The organism is Dyadobacter frigoris (assembly GCF_005280585.1).
Lineage (GTDB): Bacteria > Bacteroidota > Bacteroidia > Cytophagales > Spirosomataceae > Dyadobacter > Dyadobacter frigoris.
In genome coordinates this window covers 1-24368 of record NZ_SZVO01000007.1, presented here as the reverse complement: position 1 = coordinate 24368, position 24368 = coordinate 1, and the positions used below count along the sequence as shown (strand labels likewise).

General features: G+C 40.5%; 18 protein-coding genes and 2 tRNA genes. 13 read left to right on the top strand and 7 right to left on the bottom strand.

Features of this window, described 5'->3' with window-relative positions; genetic code table 11:
• Positions 1-209 precede the first annotated feature (209 nt).
• The 5 genes from FDK13_RS15480 (at position 210) to FDK13_RS15460 (ending at position 6875) form a co-directional block, all read left to right on the top strand.
• Complete coding sequence (locus FDK13_RS15480) at positions 210-2456, top strand: GH92 family glycosyl hydrolase (protein ID WP_137340919.1); 2247 nt, start codon at positions 210-212, stop codon at positions 2454-2456.
• A 242-nt stretch (positions 2457-2698) separates the two neighbouring features.
• A complete protein-coding gene (locus FDK13_RS15475; RefSeq protein ID WP_137340918.1) occupies positions 2699-3274 on the top strand; it encodes a TetR/AcrR family transcriptional regulator in 576 nt (191 codons plus the stop codon).
• A gap of 363 nt (positions 3275-3637) precedes the next feature.
• Positions 3638-4027 (top strand): DoxX family protein, encoded by a 390-nt coding sequence (locus FDK13_RS15470; protein ID WP_137340917.1) that lies wholly within the window; start codon positions 3638-3640, stop codon positions 4025-4027.
• 322 nt (positions 4028-4349) lie between these two features.
• The gene (locus tag FDK13_RS15465; protein ID WP_229216055.1) at positions 4350-4745 is read left to right on the top strand and encodes a DUF2958 domain-containing protein; all 396 of its coding nucleotides are present in this window, start codon (positions 4350-4352) and stop codon (positions 4743-4745) included.
• A 192-nt stretch (positions 4746-4937) separates the two neighbouring features.
• A complete protein-coding gene (locus FDK13_RS15460) occupies positions 4938-6875 on the top strand; it encodes a T9SS type B sorting domain-containing protein (RefSeq protein ID WP_170982813.1) in 1938 nt (645 codons plus the stop codon).
• Between the two features lie 55 nt (positions 6876-6930).
• Here the strand turns inward: FDK13_RS15460 and FDK13_RS15455 are convergent.
• The 4 genes from FDK13_RS15455 to FDK13_RS15440 all read right to left on the bottom strand — a co-directional run bounded on the left by FDK13_RS15455 (position 6931) and on the right by FDK13_RS15440 (position 8979).
• Positions 6931-7004 (bottom strand) — tRNA-Pro (locus FDK13_RS15455).
• Positions 7005-7063: 59 nt separating this feature from the next.
• Positions 7064-7137, bottom strand: a tRNA-Arg gene (locus FDK13_RS15450).
• Between the two features lie 89 nt (positions 7138-7226).
• Positions 7227-8006 carry an enoyl-CoA hydratase/isomerase family protein gene (locus FDK13_RS15445; RefSeq protein WP_137341233.1) on the bottom strand — a complete coding sequence of 260 codons (780 nt, stop codon included), beginning with the start codon at positions 8004-8006 and terminating at the stop codon, positions 7227-7229.
• Positions 8007-8319: 313 nt separating this feature from the next.
• The gene (locus FDK13_RS15440) at positions 8320-8979 is read right to left on the bottom strand and encodes a hypothetical protein (RefSeq protein WP_229216054.1); all 660 of its coding nucleotides are present in this window, start codon (positions 8977-8979) and stop codon (positions 8320-8322) included.
• Positions 8980-9153: 174 nt separating this feature from the next.
• On the opposite strand from FDK13_RS15440, the gene asnS reads away from it, so the two are divergent.
• Positions 9154-10590 carry an asparagine--tRNA ligase gene (gene asnS / locus FDK13_RS15435; protein WP_137340914.1) on the top strand — a complete coding sequence of 479 codons (1437 nt, stop codon included), beginning with the start codon at positions 9154-9156 and terminating at the stop codon, positions 10588-10590.
• A 16-nt stretch (positions 10591-10606) separates the two neighbouring features.
• On the opposite strand, the gene FDK13_RS15430 is transcribed toward asnS, so the two are convergent.
• Complete coding sequence (locus tag FDK13_RS15430; protein ID WP_137340913.1) at positions 10607-11329, bottom strand: class I SAM-dependent methyltransferase; 723 nt, start codon at positions 11327-11329, stop codon at positions 10607-10609.
• A 256-nt stretch (positions 11330-11585) separates the two neighbouring features.
• Here FDK13_RS15430 and FDK13_RS15425 point away from each other — a divergent pair, with 256 nt between their 5' ends.
• The 3 genes from FDK13_RS15425 to FDK13_RS15415 all read left to right on the top strand — a co-directional run bounded on the left by FDK13_RS15425 (position 11586) and on the right by FDK13_RS15415 (position 16559).
• Entirely contained in the window at positions 11586-12806 is a 1221-nt protein-coding gene (locus FDK13_RS15425; protein ID WP_137340912.1) for a serine hydrolase domain-containing protein, read from the top strand.
• A gap of 61 nt (positions 12807-12867) precedes the next feature.
• The gene (nuoL, locus tag FDK13_RS15420) at positions 12868-14832 is read left to right on the top strand and encodes an NADH-quinone oxidoreductase subunit L (RefSeq protein ID WP_137340911.1); all 1965 of its coding nucleotides are present in this window, start codon (positions 12868-12870) and stop codon (positions 14830-14832) included.
• 59 nt (positions 14833-14891) lie between these two features.
• Complete coding sequence (locus FDK13_RS15415) at positions 14892-16559, top strand: complex I subunit 4 family protein (RefSeq protein ID WP_137340910.1); 1668 nt, start codon at positions 14892-14894, stop codon at positions 16557-16559.
• 104 nt (positions 16560-16663) lie between these two features.
• Here the strand turns inward: FDK13_RS15415 and FDK13_RS15410 are convergent, their stop codons facing one another.
• Entirely contained in the window at positions 16664-16867 is a 204-nt protein-coding gene (locus tag FDK13_RS15410) for a hypothetical protein (protein ID WP_137340909.1), read from the bottom strand.
• A gap of 64 nt (positions 16868-16931) precedes the next feature.
• Positions 16932-17336, bottom strand: a complete 405-nt coding sequence (locus tag FDK13_RS15405; protein WP_137340908.1) for a hypothetical protein — start codon at positions 17334-17336, stop codon at positions 16932-16934.
• A gap of 274 nt (positions 17337-17610) precedes the next feature.
• Between FDK13_RS15405 and FDK13_RS15400 the strand changes: the two genes are divergently transcribed.
• The 4 genes from FDK13_RS15400 to FDK13_RS15385 form a co-directional block, all read left to right on the top strand.
• A complete protein-coding gene (locus tag FDK13_RS15400) occupies positions 17611-18726 on the top strand; it encodes an acyltransferase family protein (RefSeq protein WP_137340907.1) in 1116 nt (371 codons plus the stop codon).
• 209 nt (positions 18727-18935) lie between these two features.
• The gene (locus tag FDK13_RS15395) at positions 18936-19643 is read left to right on the top strand and encodes an ATP-binding cassette domain-containing protein (protein ID WP_137340906.1); all 708 of its coding nucleotides are present in this window, start codon (positions 18936-18938) and stop codon (positions 19641-19643) included.
• A 235-nt stretch (positions 19644-19878) separates the two neighbouring features.
• The gene (locus tag FDK13_RS15390; RefSeq protein ID WP_137340905.1) at positions 19879-22932 is read left to right on the top strand and encodes a serine hydrolase domain-containing protein; all 3054 of its coding nucleotides are present in this window, start codon (positions 19879-19881) and stop codon (positions 22930-22932) included.
• A gap of 80 nt (positions 22933-23012) precedes the next feature.
• The coding region (locus tag FDK13_RS15385; RefSeq protein WP_445438711.1) for an Ig-like domain-containing protein at positions 23013-24368 on the top strand (1356 nt) is incomplete at its 3' end.

Here is a 24368-nt window from a genome sequence, read left to right as displayed (position 1 = left end):
ATTATTAATTTTTTTTTAATGGTTCAATGTTTAATTGGCACTTTGTTTCACCGGACAATATGATATTATTGATTTAAAGTTAAACAATAGTTAGTGTTTTTAATAACAGTACCAAGGGAATGTAACGTTGCGGAAAAGTACTGTATATTGAACAAAGTAGAAATCTTAAAATTATAAGCACCGTTCCGATAAATAAAATTTAGTTTGACATGATTCATTCCTTCAAAACGCTTAAAATACCTTTCTTACTATTACTTGGTTTTTGTATTCATTTGACTTCTCTTGCCCAAAAAAGCGGTATTGATAATCTAAAATATGTTGATCTGCGGGTTGGAAATGTAGGCCAGCTTTTGGAACCTACGCGGCCAACGATTCAGCTTCCAAACCAGATGATCAGAATGTACCCGGAACGCAAAGATTATCTGGACGATCAGATTTCTAGTTTTCCCCTTATCGTAGTTTCTCATCGCCTGGGTCAGGCCTTTTCAATAAAACCTTCTGTAAATCCGGTAACGGCTGCTGGCTGGAAACAAAAACTTGCTTACGATCATGACCTGGAAGTAACGCAGCCCTGGTATTATTCAACATATCTCGTGGATGATGAAGTTACAGTTGAATTTACTCCGGGCAAAAAAACGGGTATTTTTCGCTTTGAATTTCCTGAGAAAGCATCAAAAAGTCTTCTGTTCAACCTGTATAATGAAGGAGAAGGTTCCTGGAAATTCATTTCGGGAAATGAAATCGTAGCAACGGAAATTTACCACGGTGATATTCCTGTTTATTTGTACGGGATTTTTAGTGAAAACGGAAAAGCAGGAATTTTACAAAATGAGAAAATATCGCCAGAACAAACGATAAAAGGTAAAAACGCAAAGGCATGGATTAGTTTTCCTGATAATAAAAACGGAAAAATCGAATTGAAATATGCCGTTTCTTATATCAGTCCTGAGCAGGCGAAGAAGAATTTTGAAACCGAACTCAAATCAACCGGTTTTGAGGAATTGAAGAAAAAAGGTGAAAAAGCCTGGTCTGATGCCATAAACCAGATTCAGGTTGAAGGCGGAACAGAAGGCCAGAAGCGCAGTTTTTATTCTTCTCTATACCGGACCTACGAGCGTATGGTTGATATTTCTGAGGATAATCAATATTACAGCGGTTTTGATAAAAAAATACACCAAAGCAATCGCCCTTTTTACGTGGACGACTGGACCTGGGATACGTATCTGGCGCACCATCCTTTGCGGATTATTTTAAATCCTGCCCAGGAAGAAGATATGCTGAATTCGTTTGTAAGCATGTATGATCAAAGCGGCTGGATTCCAACATTTCCGGTACTTTTTGGCGATCATGCGTGTATGAACGGGTTTCATTCTTCGGTCACCTTTTTGGATGGTTACAGAAAAGGGCTACGCAATTTCGATATTTCAAAAGCTTATTCCGGTATGTATAAAAATGCGACCGAGGCAACGATGCTTCCATGGAGAAATGGTCCTAAATGTGAGCTGGACGATATTTATCGTACTAAAGGATTTTTCCCGGCTTTGAGAAAAGATGAAAAAGAAACAGTAAAACTGGTTGATCCTTTTGAAAAACGTCAGGCAGTTGCCGTTACTTTAGGCGGAAGTTATGACGACTGGGCGGTGGGTGAATTGGCAAAAGATCTTGGCAAAAAGGAAGATTATAAAACGTTTAGTGCCCGCGCATTGAACTATAAAAACCTCTGGAGTAGCGAGAAAAATATGTTCATGCCAAAAGACAGTAAAGGTGCCTGGATTCCTATCGATCCTAAATTTGACGGCGGTATGGGCGGTCGTGAATTTTATGATGAAAACAACGGCTATACTTACAAATGGCAGGTTCAGCACGATATCTCGGGACTGATTGGATTGATGGGTGGAAAAAAACAATTTGAAAATAATCTGGATCAGCTTTACAGGGAAGATCTCGGGAGAAGCAAATATGAGTTCTGGGCAAAATTTCCTGATGCTACCGGACCTGTTGGACAATATTCAATGGGGAATGAGCCAAGTTTTCATATTCCGTATTTGTACAATTTTACAGATGCACCATGGAAAACGCAAAAACGTATCCGTTTTCTGCTTGATGTCTGGTTTAAAGATAATATTTTCGGAATTCCCGGTGATGAGGATGGCGGCGGCATGACGGCCTTTGTTGTGTTTTCTTCCATGGGTTTTTACCCGATTACGCCTGGCCGTCCGGAATATACTATTGGCAGTCCGGTTTTCGAAAAAGTATCGATTGCTTTGCCAAACGGAAAACAATTTAAAGTGATTGCCAACCATAGTTCTGTGGTTAACAAATACATTCAAAGTGCGAAATTTGACGGCAAAGTTCTGAATGTGCCCACTTTTACACATGATCAGCTTGTTGCTGGTGGAACGCTGGAACTTGAAATGGGTCCAAAACCTAATAAAAACTGGGGACTGGGTAAATAATTCTCTTTCTGTTAGCCATGATTTTTTAAGATTTTAACTATTCCTACCCTTAAAATTTTCCTTTCGGAAAATGCTTTAAATCAGGCTTATTGCCTGATTTTTTGTTTTGGTATTAATCTATAAGTGATTATCTCAGAGTATTTTTACATCTTTTAAAATATATTGCACCAAAATTCAGGAACAATTGTTCCTAAGTAGTAAAATAATTTTAGAACAATCGTTCAAGATGGTATATTTGTGTTATGGCACGAAAAAAGGAGTTTGATCCGGAAGAAAGAATGGAAAAGGCGCGTGATCTTTTTTGGGAAAAAGGATATAACGCAACTTCTATGGAAGACCTTGTACAGACCATGGGCCTGAACAGGGGAAGTATATATGATACCTATGGTGACAAGCATAGTTTATATTTACAGTGCCTTGGTAATTATGCAGCTGAAAAATTAAAAGAGCATAAGGAAGCCGCTTCGGGGACTTCACCGATGGAACGTGTTGAAAATATGATTCGTAGTGCCGTAGAAGCGACGGTCAATACCGGAAAGTGTTGTATGGCGGTCAATTCAACTTTTGAACTGGCAGCTGTGGATCAAAGCGTACATTCCATTATCAAAAATAACTGGAAAGATATCGTAGACTTTTTTGAGCAGCTCTTAACTGATGCCAAAGCACAGGGAGAAATTTCTGCGGATAAAGATCCGAAGCTTTTGGCAGAATTTATAGCTGCAAATTTCACAGGGTTATGGCAAACGTTTATTTTGTCAAGAGATAAAAAACAGGTTGAGAAACTGGCGCAGTTTTTAATCGATATGGTTAAGAACTAATTTTTTAAAAATATGCGGAATGAAAATTCCGGAATTTTATATTGTTATGATGAGAGGCCTGGAATCAGGCCTCTTTTTTGTTGTGCGTTTGAATCGTGTCCATCCGACAAACACGTCTTCGTGGATTTGGTAATTTAATTATTATCGTTAAATTTAAATGTTAGCAAAATCTTTTGGTTCGTTTTCAGGAATGGAATATTCTCAAACCTATCACTCTCCCAGGTGTGTTAAGTGCGTAATTGGTATCTTTTAACGAGCGATTAGGCCATTGAATATCGTCTAATATTTATATCAAATAAATCAAAGATTTTATAAAAGCGTACAAATAGGGGGTTGGTATTTATTTCAATCGTATTAGATTAGATGAAAAATATTTCCGTAGCCTATCTAAATAAATTACCGAAACGACCTTCCACTAGACAGGTTGCAACCTGGCTTACTTCTATTATGATTGCTTGCTTTTTTATTGATAACGCGGTCAATAAAGTGATTTCGCCAAAAGAACAATTAAAAGGGGGATTGAATGATTCCGAAATAATCGTGGTCGGGATCCTGCTCTTGTTATTTGTTATGCTATTCTTAATACGGAAAACTGGAGTTTGGGGTGCCTTTTTTTTGATCTTCTACATGGTCGTCACACTGGCCCAGCACATAAAACATAATAAGCCATTCGCAGTGACAGCAAGTATTATAGTACTAATTGTTGTTTCTGTTTTGCTACGCTATCCTAAGTTGATCTCGCGCAAGAGATAAGGATCAGGTAAAAACAGATCTTACCTGTGTGTTTTTTATCCGTCCGGTAAAACCCGTATTCCTGAATTCAGGAATGTAACTTGGCTTCAATCCTTGAGATTTCGGGACTTTGCCAAGTGGTTTAGGAGCAGTTGATACAGGTCTTTATCTTTATGAGATAGTATTCTTTCGAAGACTACAACTATACAGATCTGTTAAAATAAGGGTTTATCAGATGCATGCTTTGATCCTGTTGTTTGGTCTTTAAAAAAAATGACTGGTTTGCAGTTAAATAATAATTGTCAAATAATGCTTCAGCTGTTATATTTGAAGTATGTCAAAAATGATTTCAGAAGATCTAAGAACGATCATGATTCAGAATGCTTTCGAAGTTCAGAACGAGCTTGGAAAAGATCATGCACCGGTAGTTAAGTTACATTCAAAATATGGAAAAGCCATCTGGCTTTTATCAGAGCTGGATACGGCCAATAATATTGCATTCGGACTTTGTGATTTGGGCCAGGGATTGACCGAGTTAAGTTACGTCTCGATCGAACATCTTGAAAGTATAAAACATGCCCGGCTAAAAGTGCCGATGGTTGAAATGGATAGGGATTTTGTATCTCAATATCCCATGAGTGTTTATGCAGAAGCGGCCAAAATGGTAAAAAGAATTACGGAAGACAAAGAGATTCTGGAACGTGCTGTCAAAGCGATCGCAGAAAGAGAATTTAAATAACTGCAACCTTGTTCCGGTATATTTTTTAATTTGAATTTGTGCCGTGATCCGGCTAAATTGTAAACTTCAAATGATTTTACATTTAAAATTATTTGAAGTTTAGTACTGTGTTTACTCACGTTAACTTGTAATCATGCCCATGGCGTTGTCGATATGAAGTCGGGATTTTTACAAACTATAATCTTTCTGTTTTTGCATGTCGTTTGCCTGGCGCAAAATGTAGAAAACTCATATCGGTTTATAAATAATTTTAGTGTAGCCGAACCGGGCTGTGGATCTGATTTAACACAGGTAAAAGCGCTTGGTTCCTGTACATTGGGAGCTACTCCAGGTGCATTTGTGCTGGATTATCTTGATTGCCAGAGACCCCGGACTGTTTATCATACCAACCTGAATTACGGGCTTATGTACACCAATAAGGAAGGTACTGTGTCCGAAACTTACACCATTCAAATGTATATCAAGAACACCAACTGGGGTAAAACCTGGGCCCGGATTATTGATTTTTCAAATGGACAACTGGATGACGGCATTTATTTTAAGAACCCCACCGGGTCTACCGACCGGTGTATCGATTTTTATCCTACGGGTATTTCTGGTGATTGTCCTTATTTTAAACTGGATAAGTACTATTTGCTGACGTTTACGCGAAATGGCCAAACGGGTATCATGGACGTTTATGTCAATGATAAGCTTTTTGTTTCCTACAATGATAATGGCAAAAAATATGTTGGAAAAGCGGGAGTTCCGGTTTACATTTTTCGTGATGATAATGAAGTTTCCTGTGAATCCGGAGAGGCAAATTTTGCGTATTTGTCTTTTACAAACTATTATTCTTCCCAATCATCAGTATCAAATGTTTATCAAAACATTTGCAGCGTTGCCAACGTCAATGTAAGCGCGGACTTTTCAATTGATCCGTCCGTAACCTGTGGAAATAAAAATATAAAAGTTGCTTATACGGGAACCTTACCTTCTCCAGCCGGATATTCCTTCAGTTGGGATTTTGATGGTGCAAAGATTATCAGTGGTTCAGGAAAAGGACCTTTTCTTTTACACTGGGCTTCCGTGGGCACTAAAAAAGTTACGCTGACAATCGTTAATAATGCTTGCGGAAAAAGCATTTCCAACACCAAACAAACCAAAGTTTCTTTTACGGAGATCAATGCTGTGGTAGACGATAGCGATTGTGGCCCAAATGCTACCTTAACGTTAAACCCTTTAAATGGTGTTTCACCTTTCACGTATTCTATTGATTCCATAAATTTTCAGCCATCTAATACTTTCAATGTAATTACAAAGAATTACAAGGTCTTTGTCAAAAATTATGATGGTTGTGTCTATGATACATTGATAAGCGTTAAGCTGAACGGTGGAATTCAGCTAAAAACGATAGCTGACACAACGATTTGTATCGGGCAGGAAATACAGTTGCTGACCACGGCTAACGTCACAAATTATTCCTGGTCTCCCGCTGTTGGACTGGATAATGCATCGGCACTTGAACCTTTTGCTTCGCCCCAACAAACAACCCGATATATTATTACCGCAATTGATAAAAATTGCTCTTCCAAAGATACCGTGACGGTGACTGTTATTCCTGAAATACAGGTTATCGTGACGCCGGATGCTAATATACCGGCTAATAAACCATTTCCGCTCACTGCATCATCTACGCAGCTGGCAGGTCTATCAGGGGTTAGTTATAGCTGGTCGCCGTCTTACGGCCTGAATAATCCATCCATTTCAAATCCAAGCGCAACGCTTAATACAAGTCAGATTTATTCGGTCACTTTAAGCACAATCCAGGGGTGCAGTGGAACCGGGAAAGTAATGTTGACCGTGATTCCTCCCGCATTAATTACACTTCCTGATATATTTACTCCCGATGGTGACGGCAAAAATGAAGTACTGATTCCGATTGCCAGCAGTATTGCTTCGCTTAATTATTTGAGAATTTATAATCGATGGGGCGAAGTAATTTATTTTTCCAAACAGCTGACGGATGGCTGGGATGGAAAAATAAAAGGTGTTAAATCCCATAGTGGTGTTTATGTGTGGAAGCTGGAAGCGGTGACAATGAATGGAGAAATTGTAAGTAGAAACGGAACAGTTTTGCTGGTAAGGTAAATCAGGTCTAAAACAAAAAACACCTGACAAATTAACGTCAAGTGTTTCATTATTGTCGGGGAGACAGGATTCGAACCTGCGACCCTCTGGTCCCAAACCAGATGCGCTACCGGGCTGCGCCACTCCCCGAATCAAGACTTTTTATTTTCAGTAAAAAGCACTTATCGCATTCGATAAGTGCTTTTTTGTGGACTTGTAGGGATTCGAACCCCAAACCTCCTCATCCGTAGTGAGGTGCTCTATCCAATTGAGCTACAAATCCATTCCTTGAATTGGACTGCAAAGATAGAGTTTGCTTTTTTATTATGCAAATATTGGAGAAAAATAATTTTAAATTTTTTCGTTATTTTTTTACTTGCCCTGATAATCAGGTTTTTTCTTTTGTAAAAAAGATGAAATTCCCTCGGCGGCATCCTGCGTTTTGTGCAACAAATCCTGATTTTCCATTTCAAGATTTAATATTTCACTAAGATTGGATTCAAAAGATTGATTGAAAACTTTTTTGATCGCTCCAATGGCTTTGGTAGGAGCGTGGCGGTAATAAAAAACAGCTTCTTCAACTGCTGCATCCAGGTTTTCTTTCGGGACTGATTTGTTAATTAATCCGATTTGAACGGCTTCCGGCGCGTAAACTTTTTGTCCGGTTGAGGCTAATTCAAATGCCCTTGCCATACCCAATAATCGTGGCAAAAAGAAAGAAGCACCTGCATCCGGCATCAAACCAATTTGCACAAACATTTGACTTAGATAAGAATCTTCACTGGCAATGATCAAATCGCAAGCCAATGCAAGTGAACAGCCAGCGCCTACCGCCAATCCATTCAATCTGCAAATAACCGGTTTTGGAATATTTCTTATGGCTTCGATCATCGGATTATATCCATCGCGAAGCATTTCTCCTGCACTTTTTCCGGATTCCATGGCTGCTTTTAAATCGGCTCCGGAGCAAAATGCTTTTTCACCTTCACCGGTTAAAACAATTACCCGGACAGAAGAATCATCTCCGGCTTCCTGAATTGCGTCCGTAATTTCCCTGATTAAATCGAGTGTTAAGGCATTGTGAACTGCCGGTCTGTTCAGGCTGATTCTGAGAACACCTTCGCTGTTATTGAAAAGAAGATTTTGGTAAATGCCCATAGTTTAGGATAATATTAATCAGAAGCTTAATATAGTTGAAGCCAGTTCGTTTTTAGAAAAAGTACATGTCACCACTTCGTGGTTAATAAACAACAACGACATATTTTTTCTATAATAATAACAGCCCTTCGGACTTACTGAAACCTATTCGCAAAATGACAATCCTGAAAGGATGATATTATTATAGAAAATGATGTGAAATGACTCAATCAAACCCTGAAAGGGTGAAATAATTTACCAATGGTTTACCTTAAATTCATGTTTGTTAAAATAATCCAAAGATTCAGCCTTAACATTCTTATTCATTTTAAAACAAAAAATAAATCGTTGCGCTGCTCACCGTTAGTCCGCAGGCGAGCCCTGCTATAATTTGTGCCGGCGTGTGCGCATTTAAATAAAGTCTGGCGCTTAATAAAATGCCGCTGATCAATACTACGATAAGCAGCGGAGTTAATAATAAATGTTCTTCAAAACGGATAATCAAACCGGAAAGAATGCCGATAGCTCCGCCCATTCCGGTAGCATGTGCACTTATTTTCCAGGACAAGCTGACAAACGCCACGATAATTAAAGAAACTGTAACACTTCCTAAAAGAATGGAAATCTGAGGTGCCAATTCTGCAATAGGCTGCAATTTCCATCCGAATAAATAAGTCGCGATGGCGTAAATAATCCCGGTTGCCAGGTAAGGCAGGCGTCTTTCGCGCAAAGAATCTACGTGCAAAGTGCTGACGATTCCCAAACGGAAGAAATAATATATGACGATTGTAGGTGCTACAAAAGTGTTTAAAAATATCAAAAGTAAAAGACTGCCCAGCCCCGGAAGTTCCAGCGCACTAACGCCTGCAAGTTCAGGTGTGATCAGGAAAAGGACTGCAAAAAGATACGTAGTAATGATCAGAGGGTGAAATACTACGGATAAATATGTGGCGATACGGGTATTCAAAATTGGATATGCGTTAGTCATAGTTTCGAAGGAACAAAATTAAGTCATAAACCAGTTCGGGCAATGACCTTTTTGAACATAAAAGTAAGTTGGCCTTTTAGAATAGGTTTTCGTAGGGTATTTTGTAATTTTGCGCCTCATAAAAAATTGAAAGTTTACAGTTGAGTTTTATATAAGGATTGAATTTATATTAAGATGGGACCTTTGCAGATCAAAGAATTATTACAACAAACTCCGGATGCACAATCCGTTACCCTGAAAGGTTGGGTACGTACGAAACGTGAAAGTAAAAACGCGATTTTCATTGCGGTTAACGACGGATCAACGATTCATAATATTCAGGCGGTTGCCGCTCCGGGACAATTCTCTGCTGAACTTTTGCTTTCGGTTACCACTGGTTCTTGTCTAAAAATAACGGGCCAGCTTGTAGCATCCCAAGGTTCAGGACAAGTCGTGGAAGTGAAAATTGACGATTTGTTTGTTTATGGAACCGCAGATCCGGATTCTTATCCTTTACAGCCAAAAAGACATTCACTGGAATTTTTACGTGAAATAGCGCATTTGCGCCCTCGTACGAATACTTTCAGCGCGATTCTTCGTATTCGCCACGCCCTGGCTTTTGCTGTTCATAAATATTATAACGACAGAGGTTTTTTCTATCTTCATACGCCGATCATTACTGCTTCGGATGCAGAAGGTGCCGGTGAGATGTTCCGCGTTACAACGCTGGATCTGGACAAATTGCCAAGAACGGACGAAGGAGCGATTAACTTCAAAGAAGACTTTTTTGGAAGAGAAGCAAACCTGACAGTTTCCGGACAATTGGAAGGCGAGTTGGGTGCTATGGCGCTTTCTAAAATATATACTTTCGGGCCAACTTTCCGTGCTGAGAATTCAAACACAACCCGCCATTTGGCTGAGTTCTGGATGATCGAGCCTGAAATGGCTTTCTTCGAACTGGAAGATAACATGGATCTTGCTGAGGATTTCATCAAGACCGTTATCTCATATGCGCTTGAAAACTGCAAAGATGATCTTGCATTCCTTGAAAACCGTTTGGCAGAAGAAGATAAAAACAAACCACAGAATGAACGTTCAATTCCACTTTTGGAAAAACTGAATTTTGTTGTTGAAAATGCTTTTGAACGTCTGACTTATACAGAAGCGATCGATATTCTTTTGAAATCGAAACCGCATAAAGAAAAGAAATTCCAGTATCCTGTGGGTTGGGGAATTGATTTATCCAGCGAACATGAGCGTTATCTGGTTGAAAAACATTTCAAAAAACCGGTTATCCTGACCAACTATCCACGTGAGATCAAATCATTTTATATGAAACTGGATGACGATGGAAAAACGGTTCGTGCAATGGATGTTCTTTTCCCTGGAATCGGCGAGATTATTGGTGGAAGCCAGCGTGAAGATAACTACGAGAAATTACTGGAACGTGTGCACGAGGTAGGTATCGATCCGGAAACAATCTGGTGGTATCTGGAAACGCGTAAATTCGGTACGGCTCCTCACTCTGGTTTTGGTCTGGGTTTTGAGCGTCTGGTATTGTTTGTAACCGGAATGGGCAACATCCGTGATGTGATTCCTTTCCCAAGATATCCAAAAAGCGCTGAGTTTTAATCAGCGCTTTTTGAAACTATTTTTCACCGTAATAGCAGGCAAAAACGCTGTTGCGGTGAAGAATATCATAATGAGAAAAGCCGGAATAACGCAGCAAACCAAGCTGAAACGGCAAAGAACGCGGAGAGTCTTCCTTATCAATATAAGCGAAGACTTTTTCTCTATATTCTGCACCGCCAAGCGATTCCAGATAGTGGCCGTAGCGTTTCCACATCAGTTTATTAACGCCCGGTTCATCAAAGGAAACAAGATCGGAAACATAAATTCTTCCTCCCGGTTTTAGCCAGATATATAATTTTTCAAAGGTTTCCTGCCAGTCTTCATCGTCGCGAAGGTGATGCAAAACGGCTCCCGCAAGAATACAATCAAAAGAATTTTCTTCAAAATCCAGATCACGCAGGTCAGATTGATAGGTTTGGACATAGTCCGCACCGGAAGCTTCAATGCGCTCGCTGGCTCTTGTTAACATCGGTTGGCTAAGATCTACCAAGTGACACGCTAAGGGATGAACTTCCTGCAAAACTCTTAATGTGAAATTTCCGGCACCGCAGCCAATATCAAGAATTGTATCATTTGGTTTTAAATGCAAAGCGGCTGTTTCTGCAACCAGATCCAAAACTAAAGGCGCGTCAATGGTTGCCTGCTGACCGGTTTCAAGTTTACTGAAACGCTCAACGTCATTATCAAAACGAGTCTGGATTTCCTGAATTGTTGATTTTTGTTCTAATGGAGTTGTCATCTATTTTGCCGGGTTTGTCTGTGGTGCTAACTTATTTTGGAATCAATCTAAATCGGAGTCAGGTTCTTTACTTTCTAATATATATCTTTGTGAGGTCGGAAAATTTTAATTTGTACATGTTTGAGTTTGTAATGTAATACGAAGATAACGTATAACCGGGTTGCTATCATATTGAAATAGATTAGATAAAATATAGAAAATGCTGACCGTTTATCGTTAGTGTTTAACGTTTAAAAAACTTAATGGCCGAAAGCCTATGTTGAAAAAAGTGCAGCCGAAAGTGTGGTGGGCGGCGTTATTTGCCGTATTAGTAATAGTGCTTTCCTGGGGATGGGTGAGGAATAGCAGGTCTCACGATCTGGTGAATTTCAAAAGAAATGCAAAGTCAAATCCCAATTTAGACCCCGTTGAGGTCAAGGATCCGGACGCGAAAACCTTGGCGAAAATAGAACAAATTCAAGATATTTTTAGGAGGAAAAGGAATGCCGGTTTCAATGGCAACGTACTGATCGTTCAGAAAGGACAAATCCTGTACCAGAATTCTTTTGGTTACGCGCATTTGAGAGATAAAGATTCGCTGCAAAGCCATTCCAAATTTCAACTGGCTTCCTTGTCAAAACCATTTACGGCAGTTGCGATTCTGAAACTGATTCAGGAAGGAAAGGTAAGTCTGGAAGATACTATACAAAGGTTTTTTCCTGATTTTCCATACCATGGAGTGAAAGTGGATATGCTGCTAAGTCACAGAAGCGGTTTGCCAAATTATATTTATTCCTTTCCGGATAGCGTTCGTCACGGCAAAAAGTTTCCAACCAATATGACGGTGATGGACTGGTATGCCAAGGTAGTTCCAACACCGCAGCCGTACAATCGGCCGGGCCGTTCTTTCAATTATTGCAATACAAATTATTGCGTTTTAGCAGCGATCGTTGAAAAAGTGAGTGGTGGGTCTTTTGATAATTTCGTTCATAACGAGATTTTTACACCGCTTGGAATGAATAATACCGTTTTGGTAACAGATACTTCAAGAAATGCTATGATGTACCGCACCGTTGGGCATCAATACGGACGGATGCTGGCAAAAGATTACTATGATGATGTTGTCGGAGATAAAGGTTTATATTCCACGACAGGGGATATTTATCGTTTTTATGCCGGTTTAACATCCGGTTTATTGATCAATAAAAAACTTTTAACAGAAGCCTGGACACCAAGAAGTTTTGAGCGTGACGGAATCAGAAATTACGGCTACGGATTCCGGATGCACGTAAAACCGGATCATTCCACAAGATTTATTTATCATGGCGGCTGGTGGAAAGGATATAATTCGATGTTCTGGATTTGTCCGGAAGATGAGGCTGTCATTATCATTTTAGGAAATTCATACAATAAAAATATTTACGATATCAAAGAGTTATTAACGGTGCTGCACGGCAGCGAAAGTGAAAAGCTGGAAGATATTGAGAAAGACCTTTAGCTTAGTTTGAAATCGGCGACTAATTCAGGATATTTGCCGGACTTAACGAATACTCACCTCAATGTCAGAAACTGCTTATACCATATCTGCGTCCTTACTTCTGGGTTTACCGATTCTGGCATTTTTTGTTTTGTGGCTTGGCGGAAAAAATCTGAATAAACCGGCAGGTTGGATTGGGGCTTTTATTACGGCAATTGGCTTGGCGACAAGTATTTATTTCGCTGATATTGAAACCCTTCATACCGTTAAAATGAATTGGGCTCTTATCGGGCAAACCAACATAGAACTCTCTTTTCGCTTCGATGAACTGACACTGATCATGCTGATCATCGTTCATTTTGTAGCTTTTCTGGTTCAAATTTACTCCATGTCTTACTTACATGGCGACCAGAATCTTCACCGTTATTTTGCCTTTATACAGCTTTTCCTTTTTTCAATGGTTGGAATTGTGCTTGCCGGAAACCTTTTGGTGATGTACATTTTCTGGGAACTGGTAGGTCTTTCATCTTATTTGTTAATTGGTTTCTGGTATTTCAAACCACGTGCAGTTTGGGCCGCTCAGAAAGCTTTTGTTTTGAACAGAATCGGTGACGCGGCATTCCTGACCGGAATTTTAATGCTGTTTTACTATATTGGTTCTACCGACTTTGAGATGCTTGCCACTTCCATCCAATCATTGGAACCTGGAATCTTGACAGGAATCGGTTTATGCCTTTTCGGAGGTTGTATGGGAAAGTCGGCACAGTTTCCATTATCAGGCTGGTTGCCAGATGCCATGGAAGGGCCAACGCCTGTTTCAGCATTAATCCACGCCGCGACGATGGTTGCAGCCGGAATATTTTTGCTGGCGAGAATTTCTTTTTTATTGACACCGGAAGCACAAATTGTCATCGCTTGTATCGGAACCATTACCATGGTGATAGGGGCTGTAAAAGCGACGCAGGTTTGGGATATTAAAAGAGTACTGGCTTATTCGACCATGTCTCAATTGGGTTTGATGGTTATCGCCGTCGGACTTGGTAGCTGGCGGACTGCACTTTTTCATTTGGCCACACACGCATTTTTCAAAGCCGGGTTATTCCTATCTGCCGGCTCCGTTATTCACGCGGTAACACCTTCGGAAGACGACGAAACTTTTGATCCGCAGGATATGCGGACCATGGGCGGGCTCAGGAAATATTTACCGATCACGTTTATCTGTTTTGTAATCTGTTCATCTGCCCTGGCCGGACTTCCATTTTTCTCTGGTTTTTTGTCAAAAGATGCAATCATTGTAGAAGCGTTTTTCTGGGCTGAAAAACATGGAGCCTGGGCTTATTTCTTCCCAGTCATCATTATGGTTTCTGCCGGGGTTACTGCTTATTATATGACACGTCAGGTTTGGCTGATCTTTTTAGGTGAAAAAAGATACCAGATTTTCAAATCCGTTCACCCACACGAATCTCCTGTAACCATGTGGGGGCCTATGGCTTTGTTGGCTGCGCTTTCTGTTTTTATCTGGTTTTCATGGAATCCTTTCGACGCATCGTATGGCTGGTTTTTAGAATTGGTAGGAGCGGAGGAGTTCGGACATATTCTATGGGTGCCTTTTGCGGCAACCGGGGTTACTGTGCTATCTATTTTTCTTGCGTTCAAAGAAACCAAGGCAGAAGATCCATTCTCGATGTATGCCGGGAATTCTAAAAATTCAATTCCTTTGTTGAAACAATTGGCCGGATTAAATGAATTTTCACGGGAGAATTTTTTCATCAAATCCTTTGCTTTTATTTCAGCCGGATTAATGCAGTTTGAAGCTAAAATTGTTAATTCTTTTGTAGATGGCGTTGCAAAATGGAGCGTGGTCATGGCGCACGTCCTAAGTTGGGGAGATAGAAATATTGTTGACGGTGGTGTTAAGCTGACCGTTTTTACAATTAAATCGGCCGGGCAAGGAGTTCGTGGATTACAAAACGGAAGAATCCAATCCTATTATTTAGTGACCGCATTAGGAGTAGTTCTTCTGGTTTTGTGGTTAATGATTTTATAAGAAAATAATTCAGGAGCCTCGTTAGCTCTTTATACTATATTTTGTTTTAGTTTATACTAATGATTGATCATATACTTTCCTTACTGATAGCCGTCCCATTATTCGGAGCCGTAGCCGTTTCTGTCTGGCCTTCTCAGCGACCGGGTGATTTCCGATTGATTGCGCTGTCAGTTTTGCTTTTGGAATTATTAACCGGACTTTCTCTATTCCTCTTTTTCGATAACCAAAATACCGGATTTCAATTAAGCGAAACAGTAGATTGGATCACACTTCCTATTGGTTCTTTGGGAACAGTTTCTATTGATTATGCTTTGGCTGTCGATGGAATCAGTTTCCCTTTGGTGTTATTAGCTGTGGTTGTTCTGTTTGTCGGGATGATCAGTTCGTGGAGTATCAACCAGAAAACGAGAGCCTATTTTGCTTTGTATCTTATCCTAAGTGCCAGTATAATTGGTTGTTTTCTGGCTCAGGATTTCTTCCTTTTCTATCTTTTCTTTGAATTTATGCTTCTTCCAATGTACTTTCTCATTGGTTTGTGGGGCGGGCCGAGAAGAGAATATGCAGCACTTAAATTCTTCGTTTATACGTTTTTTGGATCCTTATTAATTCTGATCGTGATGATCGGATTATATCTTTCTGTAATCGATCCTATTGAAACAGCGCGCGCAGTAGGGATTTTAGGTCCGGAAGATTTGGTTCAAACAGATATTATTTTACAAATTCAGCAGTGGCTTGCAGACGGTAGAATTGGAGCAGATCAGCTGGTTCATACATTCCGTTTCTCCTATTTATCTGATGCCGGAAATTATATTCCAGGTTCAATTTTAAGTCCTGAAACAGAATTTATCTTACTCGGAATTCCGGTTCGTTTACTGGCTTTCTGGTTTTTGTTTATCGGTTTTGCAGTAAAATTACCCGTAGTTCCTGTACATACCTGGTTACCGGATGCGCACGTAGAAGCACCAACGCCGATTTCTGTGGTTTTGGCTGGTATTCTTTTGAAAATCGGAGGTTATGGTTTTATAAGAATCGTTGATGGATTTTTCCCGGTTGAGGCACAATATAGCATGGTTCCGCTGGCAGTTTTGGGAATGATCTCCATTGTCTACGGTGGATTTAATGCATTGGGACAAAGTGATCTGAAAAAGATGATCGCTTACTCTTCTGTTTCCCACATGGGGTTTGTTTTACTTGGTATAGCTGCTTTCACAGCCGAGGGTATCAATGGAGCGATATATCAAATGGTAAGCCACGGTGTACTTTCTTCAATGTTATTCCTTTTGGCAGGCGTTATCTATGACCGTACGCACGACCGGAAAATCGATAATTACCGTGGATTGATTGGTCCTATGCCACGCTACACCGTTTTGACGGGAATTGCATTTTTTGCTTCGCTTGGATTGCCTGGTTTTTCAGGTTTTGTGGGAGAATTATTTACCTTAATGGGAGCATTTCAAGCTAGCGCTTTGCCTGTCTGGGTACCTGCACTATCTACTTTGGGAATTGTATTGGCAGCGGCTTACTTTCTCTGGACTTACCAGCGTATGTTTTTTGGCTCGTTTTGGTATAAAGACGACAATTCGATTATACTGACTGATTTAACAATTCGCGAAACAGCACTTTTAGTACCACTTGCTATTCTTTCGGTTTTGCTTGGGATTTTGCCTGGATTATTATTTGATATGACCGGACCTACGGTTCAGGCTTGGCTGGAAAGGTTGCAATAATTTTTTTGCCACGAATGCACGAATTTTTCACGAATTGGTTTCGATGTTTGGCAACATGTTGATAGTTTTGAGGTATACCTGCCTGGGATAAGCAAACAGGATCATCAGGCCTTTTTAGATTCCTTATTCTTTAAGTAATCCAGAAATAGGAATCGTGTTCCGTCATCCTCTTTTTTTGCTTTATCATATATTCTTATGTCGTCTTGATCATCAAGAGCTTCGAGTAATGCGTCAAACTCATGCCGTTTAAGTAAGACAAATTGTTCGCCATCGCTGTTTGTAATATATTTTGGATTTATGTCGATCATAATTCAAAGTGTGACTTCTATCAGACATAACGAGAAATTTTAATGGAAGTCACACTTTATTAATCTATTTCCCAAAAATCCGATCAAAACTAAACCTGTTTTTCTTCGACAATACTTCCAGTTTTTGCTGTTGCTCGTTTGTCAGAACATACAAGATCTCTTCTCTTTTTGCTTCTGCCAGTTGTTTATGATCACGGCGTTTTGCCTCGTGGTTTCTGGATAATTTCCTGTCTTTGCGGGCGTAACGTTTTTCAATCTTTTTGATTTGTTTTACCTGTTTTTTGGAAAGATCAAGATCAGCTGCGAATTTTTCCAGATTTTTTTCAAGCCGTTTGTTATTCAGCTTTGGGTTAATGGTCGTGGTTTCCTGATAATCTTCTGAATCTTTTGAAGAGGAATTGTTGGAACTCGCGCAGCCTGTAAATAATAATCCGGTTAAAGCCAGAAATAAAAAGATGAGTTTTTTCATGGATGGCATTTTGTTGAAATGAATATTGATGGTACTAACGAAGATCATATTGGAAAGAATATAAACCTGAAATGAAAATTCTGCGCGGAAACTTTTTTCACTATCCTTTATTCAAATAGGCTTATTTAAATAAAATTGCTTTTGCTCATTCTCACCGATAGTATTTTTCAGTAAGAATCCAGTAATTGTAGTTGTGTTTGTGAACGTAAGCCATAAAAGTTTTTCATAAGTACTCCTTTTACCAAATTTTATTTCCTTTACCCTTATTTTTCTAATGAAAGAAAATTCTACTTCACACCGGTTGCTGTCTTTAGATACGCTGCGTGGGTTTGACATGTTTTGGATTTCCGGTGGCGAAGATATCTTTGCTGTTCTGGCCAAAGTTACCGGCTGGTCGTGGGCGGTATTTATTGCACATCAGCTTACACATCCGGACTGGAACGGTTTCCGTGCCTACGATTTAATCTTCCCTACTTTTCTTTTTATGGCAGGTGTATCAACGCCGTTTTCATTGGGAAGCCGTTTGGAAAAAGGTGTACCGGCGTCAGATTTAATTCGTAAGGTGATCCAGAGAGGGCTTATTCTTGTGTTTTTAGGGGTCATTTACAACAATGGGATTTTTCATACCGAATGGGCTAATATGCGTTATCCAAGTGTTTTAGGACGTATTGGTTTGGCAGGAATGTTTGCACAGATTATTTATTTATATACCGGAAAAACGAGTCGCTGGATCTGGTTTGCAGGCTTGTTGTTAGGCTATTGGGCATTTATGATGTATTTCCCGGTTCCTGGTTGCGAGGCGGGATTGATGACAATGGAATGTAATCCTGCCAGTTATTTCGACCGGATGATTCTTCCAGGACGTTTACATTTGAAAATTCACGATCCGGAAGGATTGGTTTCAACAATTCCTGCAATTGCAACAGGTTTGATGGGGATATTTTCAGGAGAAATTTTAAGAACTGATCCTGCCAAACTTTCTCAAAATAAGAAAGTGCTTTACCTGATAGCAGGCGGCGTTGTCAGTTTAATTATCTCACAGCTTTGGGATATTGTATTTCCAATTAACAAGAATTTGTGGACGAGTTCGTTTGTGCTTTGCGCGGGAGGTTGCAGTGTATTGTTGCTTGCATTTTTCTACTGGATCGTGGATGTATTGAATTACCGTCGCTGGACATTCTTTTTCGTAGTAATCGGCATGAACTCCATTGTGATTTACATGGTCGGCCGTTATATTGATTTTGAATATACAGCAGAAGCACTTTTCGGTGGAGTACTGGATTTCTTCCCCGAACCGGTACAAGCCGTTGGTGGCGTTCTTGCATTTATAGGCGTACAATGGGCATTCATGTATTTGTTATGGAGAAATAAATTATTTTTAAAGGTGTAGGGGCGACCCTTGTGGTCGCCCAAAGAACTATCTGGAAATTCTCCAGAATTTCCGGATAGTTGAAAATAATTTCCAGATATTTACGAGATCAGGCCAGAAAGGGGTAACCACAAGGGATTACCCCCAACGAAGTCCCAGCGAATTCCTGGTGAATATTCCAGCGAATCTTAATCAGACTCCGACGACCCCAAACAAAATAAAGCACATACATGTCAATACAAGTAACGAATCTTACAAAAGTATACGGAACGCAGCGAGCGGTGGACGGGATTTCTTTTTCCCTGAAACCCGGAGAAATTGTAGGTTTTCTTGGGCCAAACGGCGCAGGAAAGTCAACAACCATGAAGATTCTTACCGGTTACCTTAATTCAACCTCGGGGACAGCAACTGTTGCAGATTTCGACGTACAACAGCAAGCCATGCCCGCGCGCCGGGCTATCGGATATTTGCCCGAACATAATCCGTTATATCTGGATATGTACGTACGGGAATTTCTTCTTTTTTCGGGAAAACTATATGGAATGCGTGGTTCGACTTTGAAATCACGTGTGGATGAAATGATCAATCTTTGCGGACTGGAAGTTGAAAAACGAAAAAAAATCGGTCAGCTTTCCAAGGGATATCGTCAGCGTGTCGGCTTAGCCCAATCTTTCCTGCACGATCCGGCGGTACTTATTCTGGATGAACCTACGACAGGTCTGGACCCAAACCAGATCCAGGAAATCAGAGAATTAATCCGTACAGCCGGTCATAACAAAACTGTTCTTTTTTCAACCCATATTATGCAGGAAGTGGAAGCTTTATGCGATCGTGTGATCATCATAAATAAAGGTCGCGTAGTGAGTGACAGCTCTCTTGAAGAATTAAGACAAACAGGAAAGTCACTTGAAGAGACTTTTCGAAATTTAACCGTCTAAATGTTTTGTTATTAATTGTTCATAGTGAAATCAGCAACAATCTGATACTGAGCTACCTGCTAAACGCCAAAAGCTATCAGCCAATCGCTAAATATTAGAATTGCCTTAAAACGAGTTTAAAGCGGACTTTTTGTAGTTGATAATTGTTGTTGATATAAATAAAGAAAGAAAAATTTGACTCAACGGCCTTAAATGTTTTGAATAGTACTTCCTTAAAAAGTTTGGGAAAATAGAGATGGAAAAAAGGTTGGGAAGCCGCATTCGGGTAGTTGCAAGTATTTTAATTTTGGTCTTTTTCGGTTCTGTGTCCGTCGCCTGGAAATTAATCCGGACTAGAGAAACCTATGCCAAAATCGAAAAACCGGTTATAGAAAAGAAACAAGTTAAAGCTCCGAAAAGACGCGCAGAGCCCGTGATTGTTTTGCCCGAAAACGAATGGGTGGACAGTACACTGAAATCACTTTCATTGGAGGAAAAAATTGGACAATTATTTATGGTCGCTACTTTTTCCAACCGAGAAGAGGCGAATACACGTTATATTGATAAATTGATTGACGATTTTCATTTAGGTGGATTGATCTTTTTTCAGGGCGGTCCGGTTCGTCAGGCACAGCTTACAAATCATTATCAGGCACATTCAAAAGTTCCTCTTTTTATAGGGATCGATGGTGAATGGGGTTTGGGGATGCGATTGGATAGTACGGTCTCTTTTCCAAAACAAATGGTTTTGGGAGCGGTTCAGGATGATGAGCTGATTTACAGAATGGGCAGCGATATTGCTAAACAATGTCGTCGTTTGGGAATTCAAATTAATTTTGCCCCCGTTTCCGATATCAACAGTAATCCAAAAAATCCTGTGATCGGTATCCGTTCTTTTGGTGAAGACCGGGAAAATGTAACGCGAAAAGCTGTTGCATATATGAAAGGGTTGCAGCACAATGGCATTATTGCCACTGCAAAACATTTCCCGGGACATGGTGATACGGATGCAGATTCTCATTTTACATTACCAGTTTTGACACATTCGGTTGAACAATTGAATAATATTGACCTTTATCCTTATCGCCGGCTTATTGCAGATAGCCTGATGGGTGTTTTGAGCGGACATTTGTTTATTCCTGCTTTGGACAATTCACCGCAGCTAGCCAGTTCGCTTTCTGAAAAAGTCATTACAGGCTTATTGAAAAACCAGATGGGTTTCCGCGGACTTGTTTTTACAGATGCCATGAATATGCGTGGGGTTTTGAAAACCGGTAGGGCCGCTGAGGTAAATCTTAAAGCACTAATGGCAGGAAATGATGTATTGTTATATCCTGAAAATGTAGCGGAAACGATTACCAAAATAAAAGACGCGCTTAATCAAGGAACGATCACTCAGAAATTTCTGGATGATAAAGTAAAACGGATTTTACAGGCGAAATACTGGTCGGGCTTAGGTCAATATAAATCTGTTGATATCAATAATCTGTATTCCGATTTGAATACTGAAGAAAGCAAAGAATTGTATCGGGAATTGTCAGAAGCTTCTGTTACCGTTGTTCGGAACGATAACAATATTTTACCGATCACTTCCATCATGGCGGAGACCATGGCGTCTGTTTTAATAGGTGAAGGAAGTACTTCTGTTTTCCAGAAAATGCTGTCAACGTATAAGCCGATGCGGCCTTATACTTTCCTTTCAGATCCTTCTCAGGAGGAGATTTTGCAGATGTTAAGTTATCTGCAGCCTTATGAAACTGTCGTAGTTGGTGTAACTGGTATTTCATCCAATCCGAAGTACAATTACGGTATTTCGACTGGTACTGCTGAATTTGTAAAACAGTTAAAACAAAGCGGAAAAAAGGTTGTTTTATGTTTGTTCGGTAGTCCTTATAGTATTCAGTTTTTCCCGGAAACAGATGCGTTGATCTGTTCAAATCAGGATGGTCCGGATCAGCAGGAAATTGTCCCGCAGGTTATTTTTGGTGCATTGGGTTCAAAGGGAAAATTGCCGGTTTCTGTTCTTTCTTATAAAGCTGGTGATGGTATTGAAACGGAAGCTTTGAACCGGATCAGCTTTGGCACACCTGAAAGTGTTGGAATGAATGCGGCTATGTTGCAAAAAATTGACGGCATTGCTAACGCTGCCGTAATTGATCATGTATTTCCTGGCTGTCAGGTTGTGGTGGCGCGAAAAGGGAAAATTATTTATGACAAATCTTTTGGCGGATTAAATTACCGTACGCCGGAACGGGTAACTTCTGAAACGATTTACGATGTTGCTTCTGTAACAAAAGTCGCTGCGACTTTGCAGTCTGTTATGTTGCTTTATGATCGCAAACTGATCGATCTTGATGAAAGGGCTTCGCATTATTTGCCTGAATTGATTGGTACCAACAAACAGAATTTTACGATTCGTGATTTGTTGATGCACCGTTCGGGATTGGTATCTTTTTATCCGACTTTGTGGGACAGGACTAAAACCAGTGCAGGCGGTTTACTTCCTGAATATTATAGTTCCAAGCCTGATAGCATTTACAATCTTCAGGTTGCACCCAAACTTTTTGCAAAACCTGCTTTGCGGGATTCTGTATGGAAATGGGTGGTAAAATCTCCAATGAATAATACCAGAGACAAGGTTGGTAAATTTGGCTATTTATACAGCGATCTTGGTTTTCTGACTTTGCAAAAAGTGATTGAAAAGGTAACAGGACAGCCGCTGAATGTATTTGTAGCGGCGAATATTTACGAACCGCTGGGGCTGCCTTATACTGGTTTTAATCCTTTACATCGTTTTCCTGAAAAACAAATTGCTCCTACCGAACAAGATTATCGTTTCCGAAGCCAGCTAATTCAGGGAACTGTTCATGATCAGATGGGAGCCGTTCAAGGAGGCGTTTCCGGACATGCCGGTCTGTTTTCTACCGCCACGGATCTGGCTGTTTTGATGCAAATGAATTTGTGGAAAGGTAATTATGGCGGCAGACAGTTTTTTGCTCCGGGGACCGTTCCGCTTTTTTCGAGAATGTATGATGACGCTCACCATAGAGGTTTGGGATGGGATAAATCGCCTTCGGATGGAAACAGTGCTTATGTTTCGGCTCAGGCATCGGTAAATTCTTTCGGACATACAGGGTTTACGGGAGCGATTGTCTGGATGGATCCGGATGAAGATCTGCTTTTTGTATTTTTGTCAAACCGAATTAACCCGGATGCTGAAAATAACAGCATTACCACACAGCGTACCCGCAGGAAAATTCACGATGTGGTATATATGTCACTTCTGGAACGTAAAAGCGTTCTTCGTTAATTCATAGGAAATGTATTTGAAAAATATCTCTAACTTTACCTTTCATTAACAGGTAAGTGAAAAGATATTAAGATACATACATGAAAAAAACATTTATTAGAAAAGGAATTTTTGCATGCATTGCCGCTATTGTTGGAATAGCTTCTTCATTTGCTCAGGGTATTACGACGGGTGCTGTTGATCCTGCTTCGGTTTGTGTAGGAGGGACTGTTTCAGTAACCTATACTACAACAGGAACCTTCGCTGTCGGAACTATTTTTTCTGCTGAATTATCTGATGCAACAGGAACATTTCCGGCAACACCAAACGTCATTGGAACGGGTGCAGATACGCCTTTAAGTGGCGTTATTCCGGTAGGCTCTGTTGCGGGCACAGCTTATAAAATCAGAGTAACGACAAGTACGCCAGCTGTTGTTGGTGATCCTAGTTCGGCTTTTGCTGTGAATGCAATTCCGGTTGCTCCGGCGGTGACCAGTCCTGTAAATTATACAGTTGGTGACGCTGCAACGGCTTTGCCATCTTCAGCCGGTTATTTATGGTATGATGCTGCCACTGGCGGTACCGGTTTAGCTACTGCGCCAACACCATCAACCGTAACTGTTGGAACAAAATCTTATTTTGTAAGTCAGACATTGAACGGATGTGAGGGTCCTCGCGCGGAAATAAAAGTGATTGTAGGAGCTTGTACAACACCTGCTCCTACCGTAGTGAGTCCAGTTAATTATAATGTTGGAGCCACTGCAACGGTCTTGCCAGTGGTAGCCAATGGCCTTTGGTACGACGTTGCCACTGGCGGTACTGGCTTAGCAGCTGCGCCAACACCATCAACTGTAACGGCCGGAACGAAATCCTACTTTGTCAGCCAAACGTTGAACGGTTGTGAAGGACCCCGTGCTGAAATAAAAGTGATTGTAACGTGTGCGACACCTGCACCAACGGTTATTAGTCCAGTTAATTATAATGTTGGAGCCACTGCAACGGCCTTGCCAGCGGTAGCCAATGGCCTTTGGTACGACGTTGCCACTGGCGGTACCGGTTTAGCTACTGCGCCAACACCATCAACCGTAACTGTTGGAACAAAATCTTATTTTGTAAGTCAGACATTGAACGGTTGTGAAGGTCCTCGTGCGGAAATAGAAGTGATTGTAGGAGCTTGTACAACACCTGCTCCAACCGTAGTGAGTCCAGTTAATTATAATGTTGGTGCTACTGCATCAGCATTGCCAGCGGTTGCGAATGGCCTTTGGTATGACGCTGCCGCAGGAGGAACTGGCTTGGCAGCTGCTCCAATACCTTCAACTGTAACAGCAGGAACAAAATCTTATTTTGTCAGCCAGACATTAAATGGCTGTGAAGGACCCCGTGCCGAAATAAAAGTAATTGTAACTTGTGCGACACCAGCACCAACGGTTGTGAGTCCAGTTAATTATAATGTT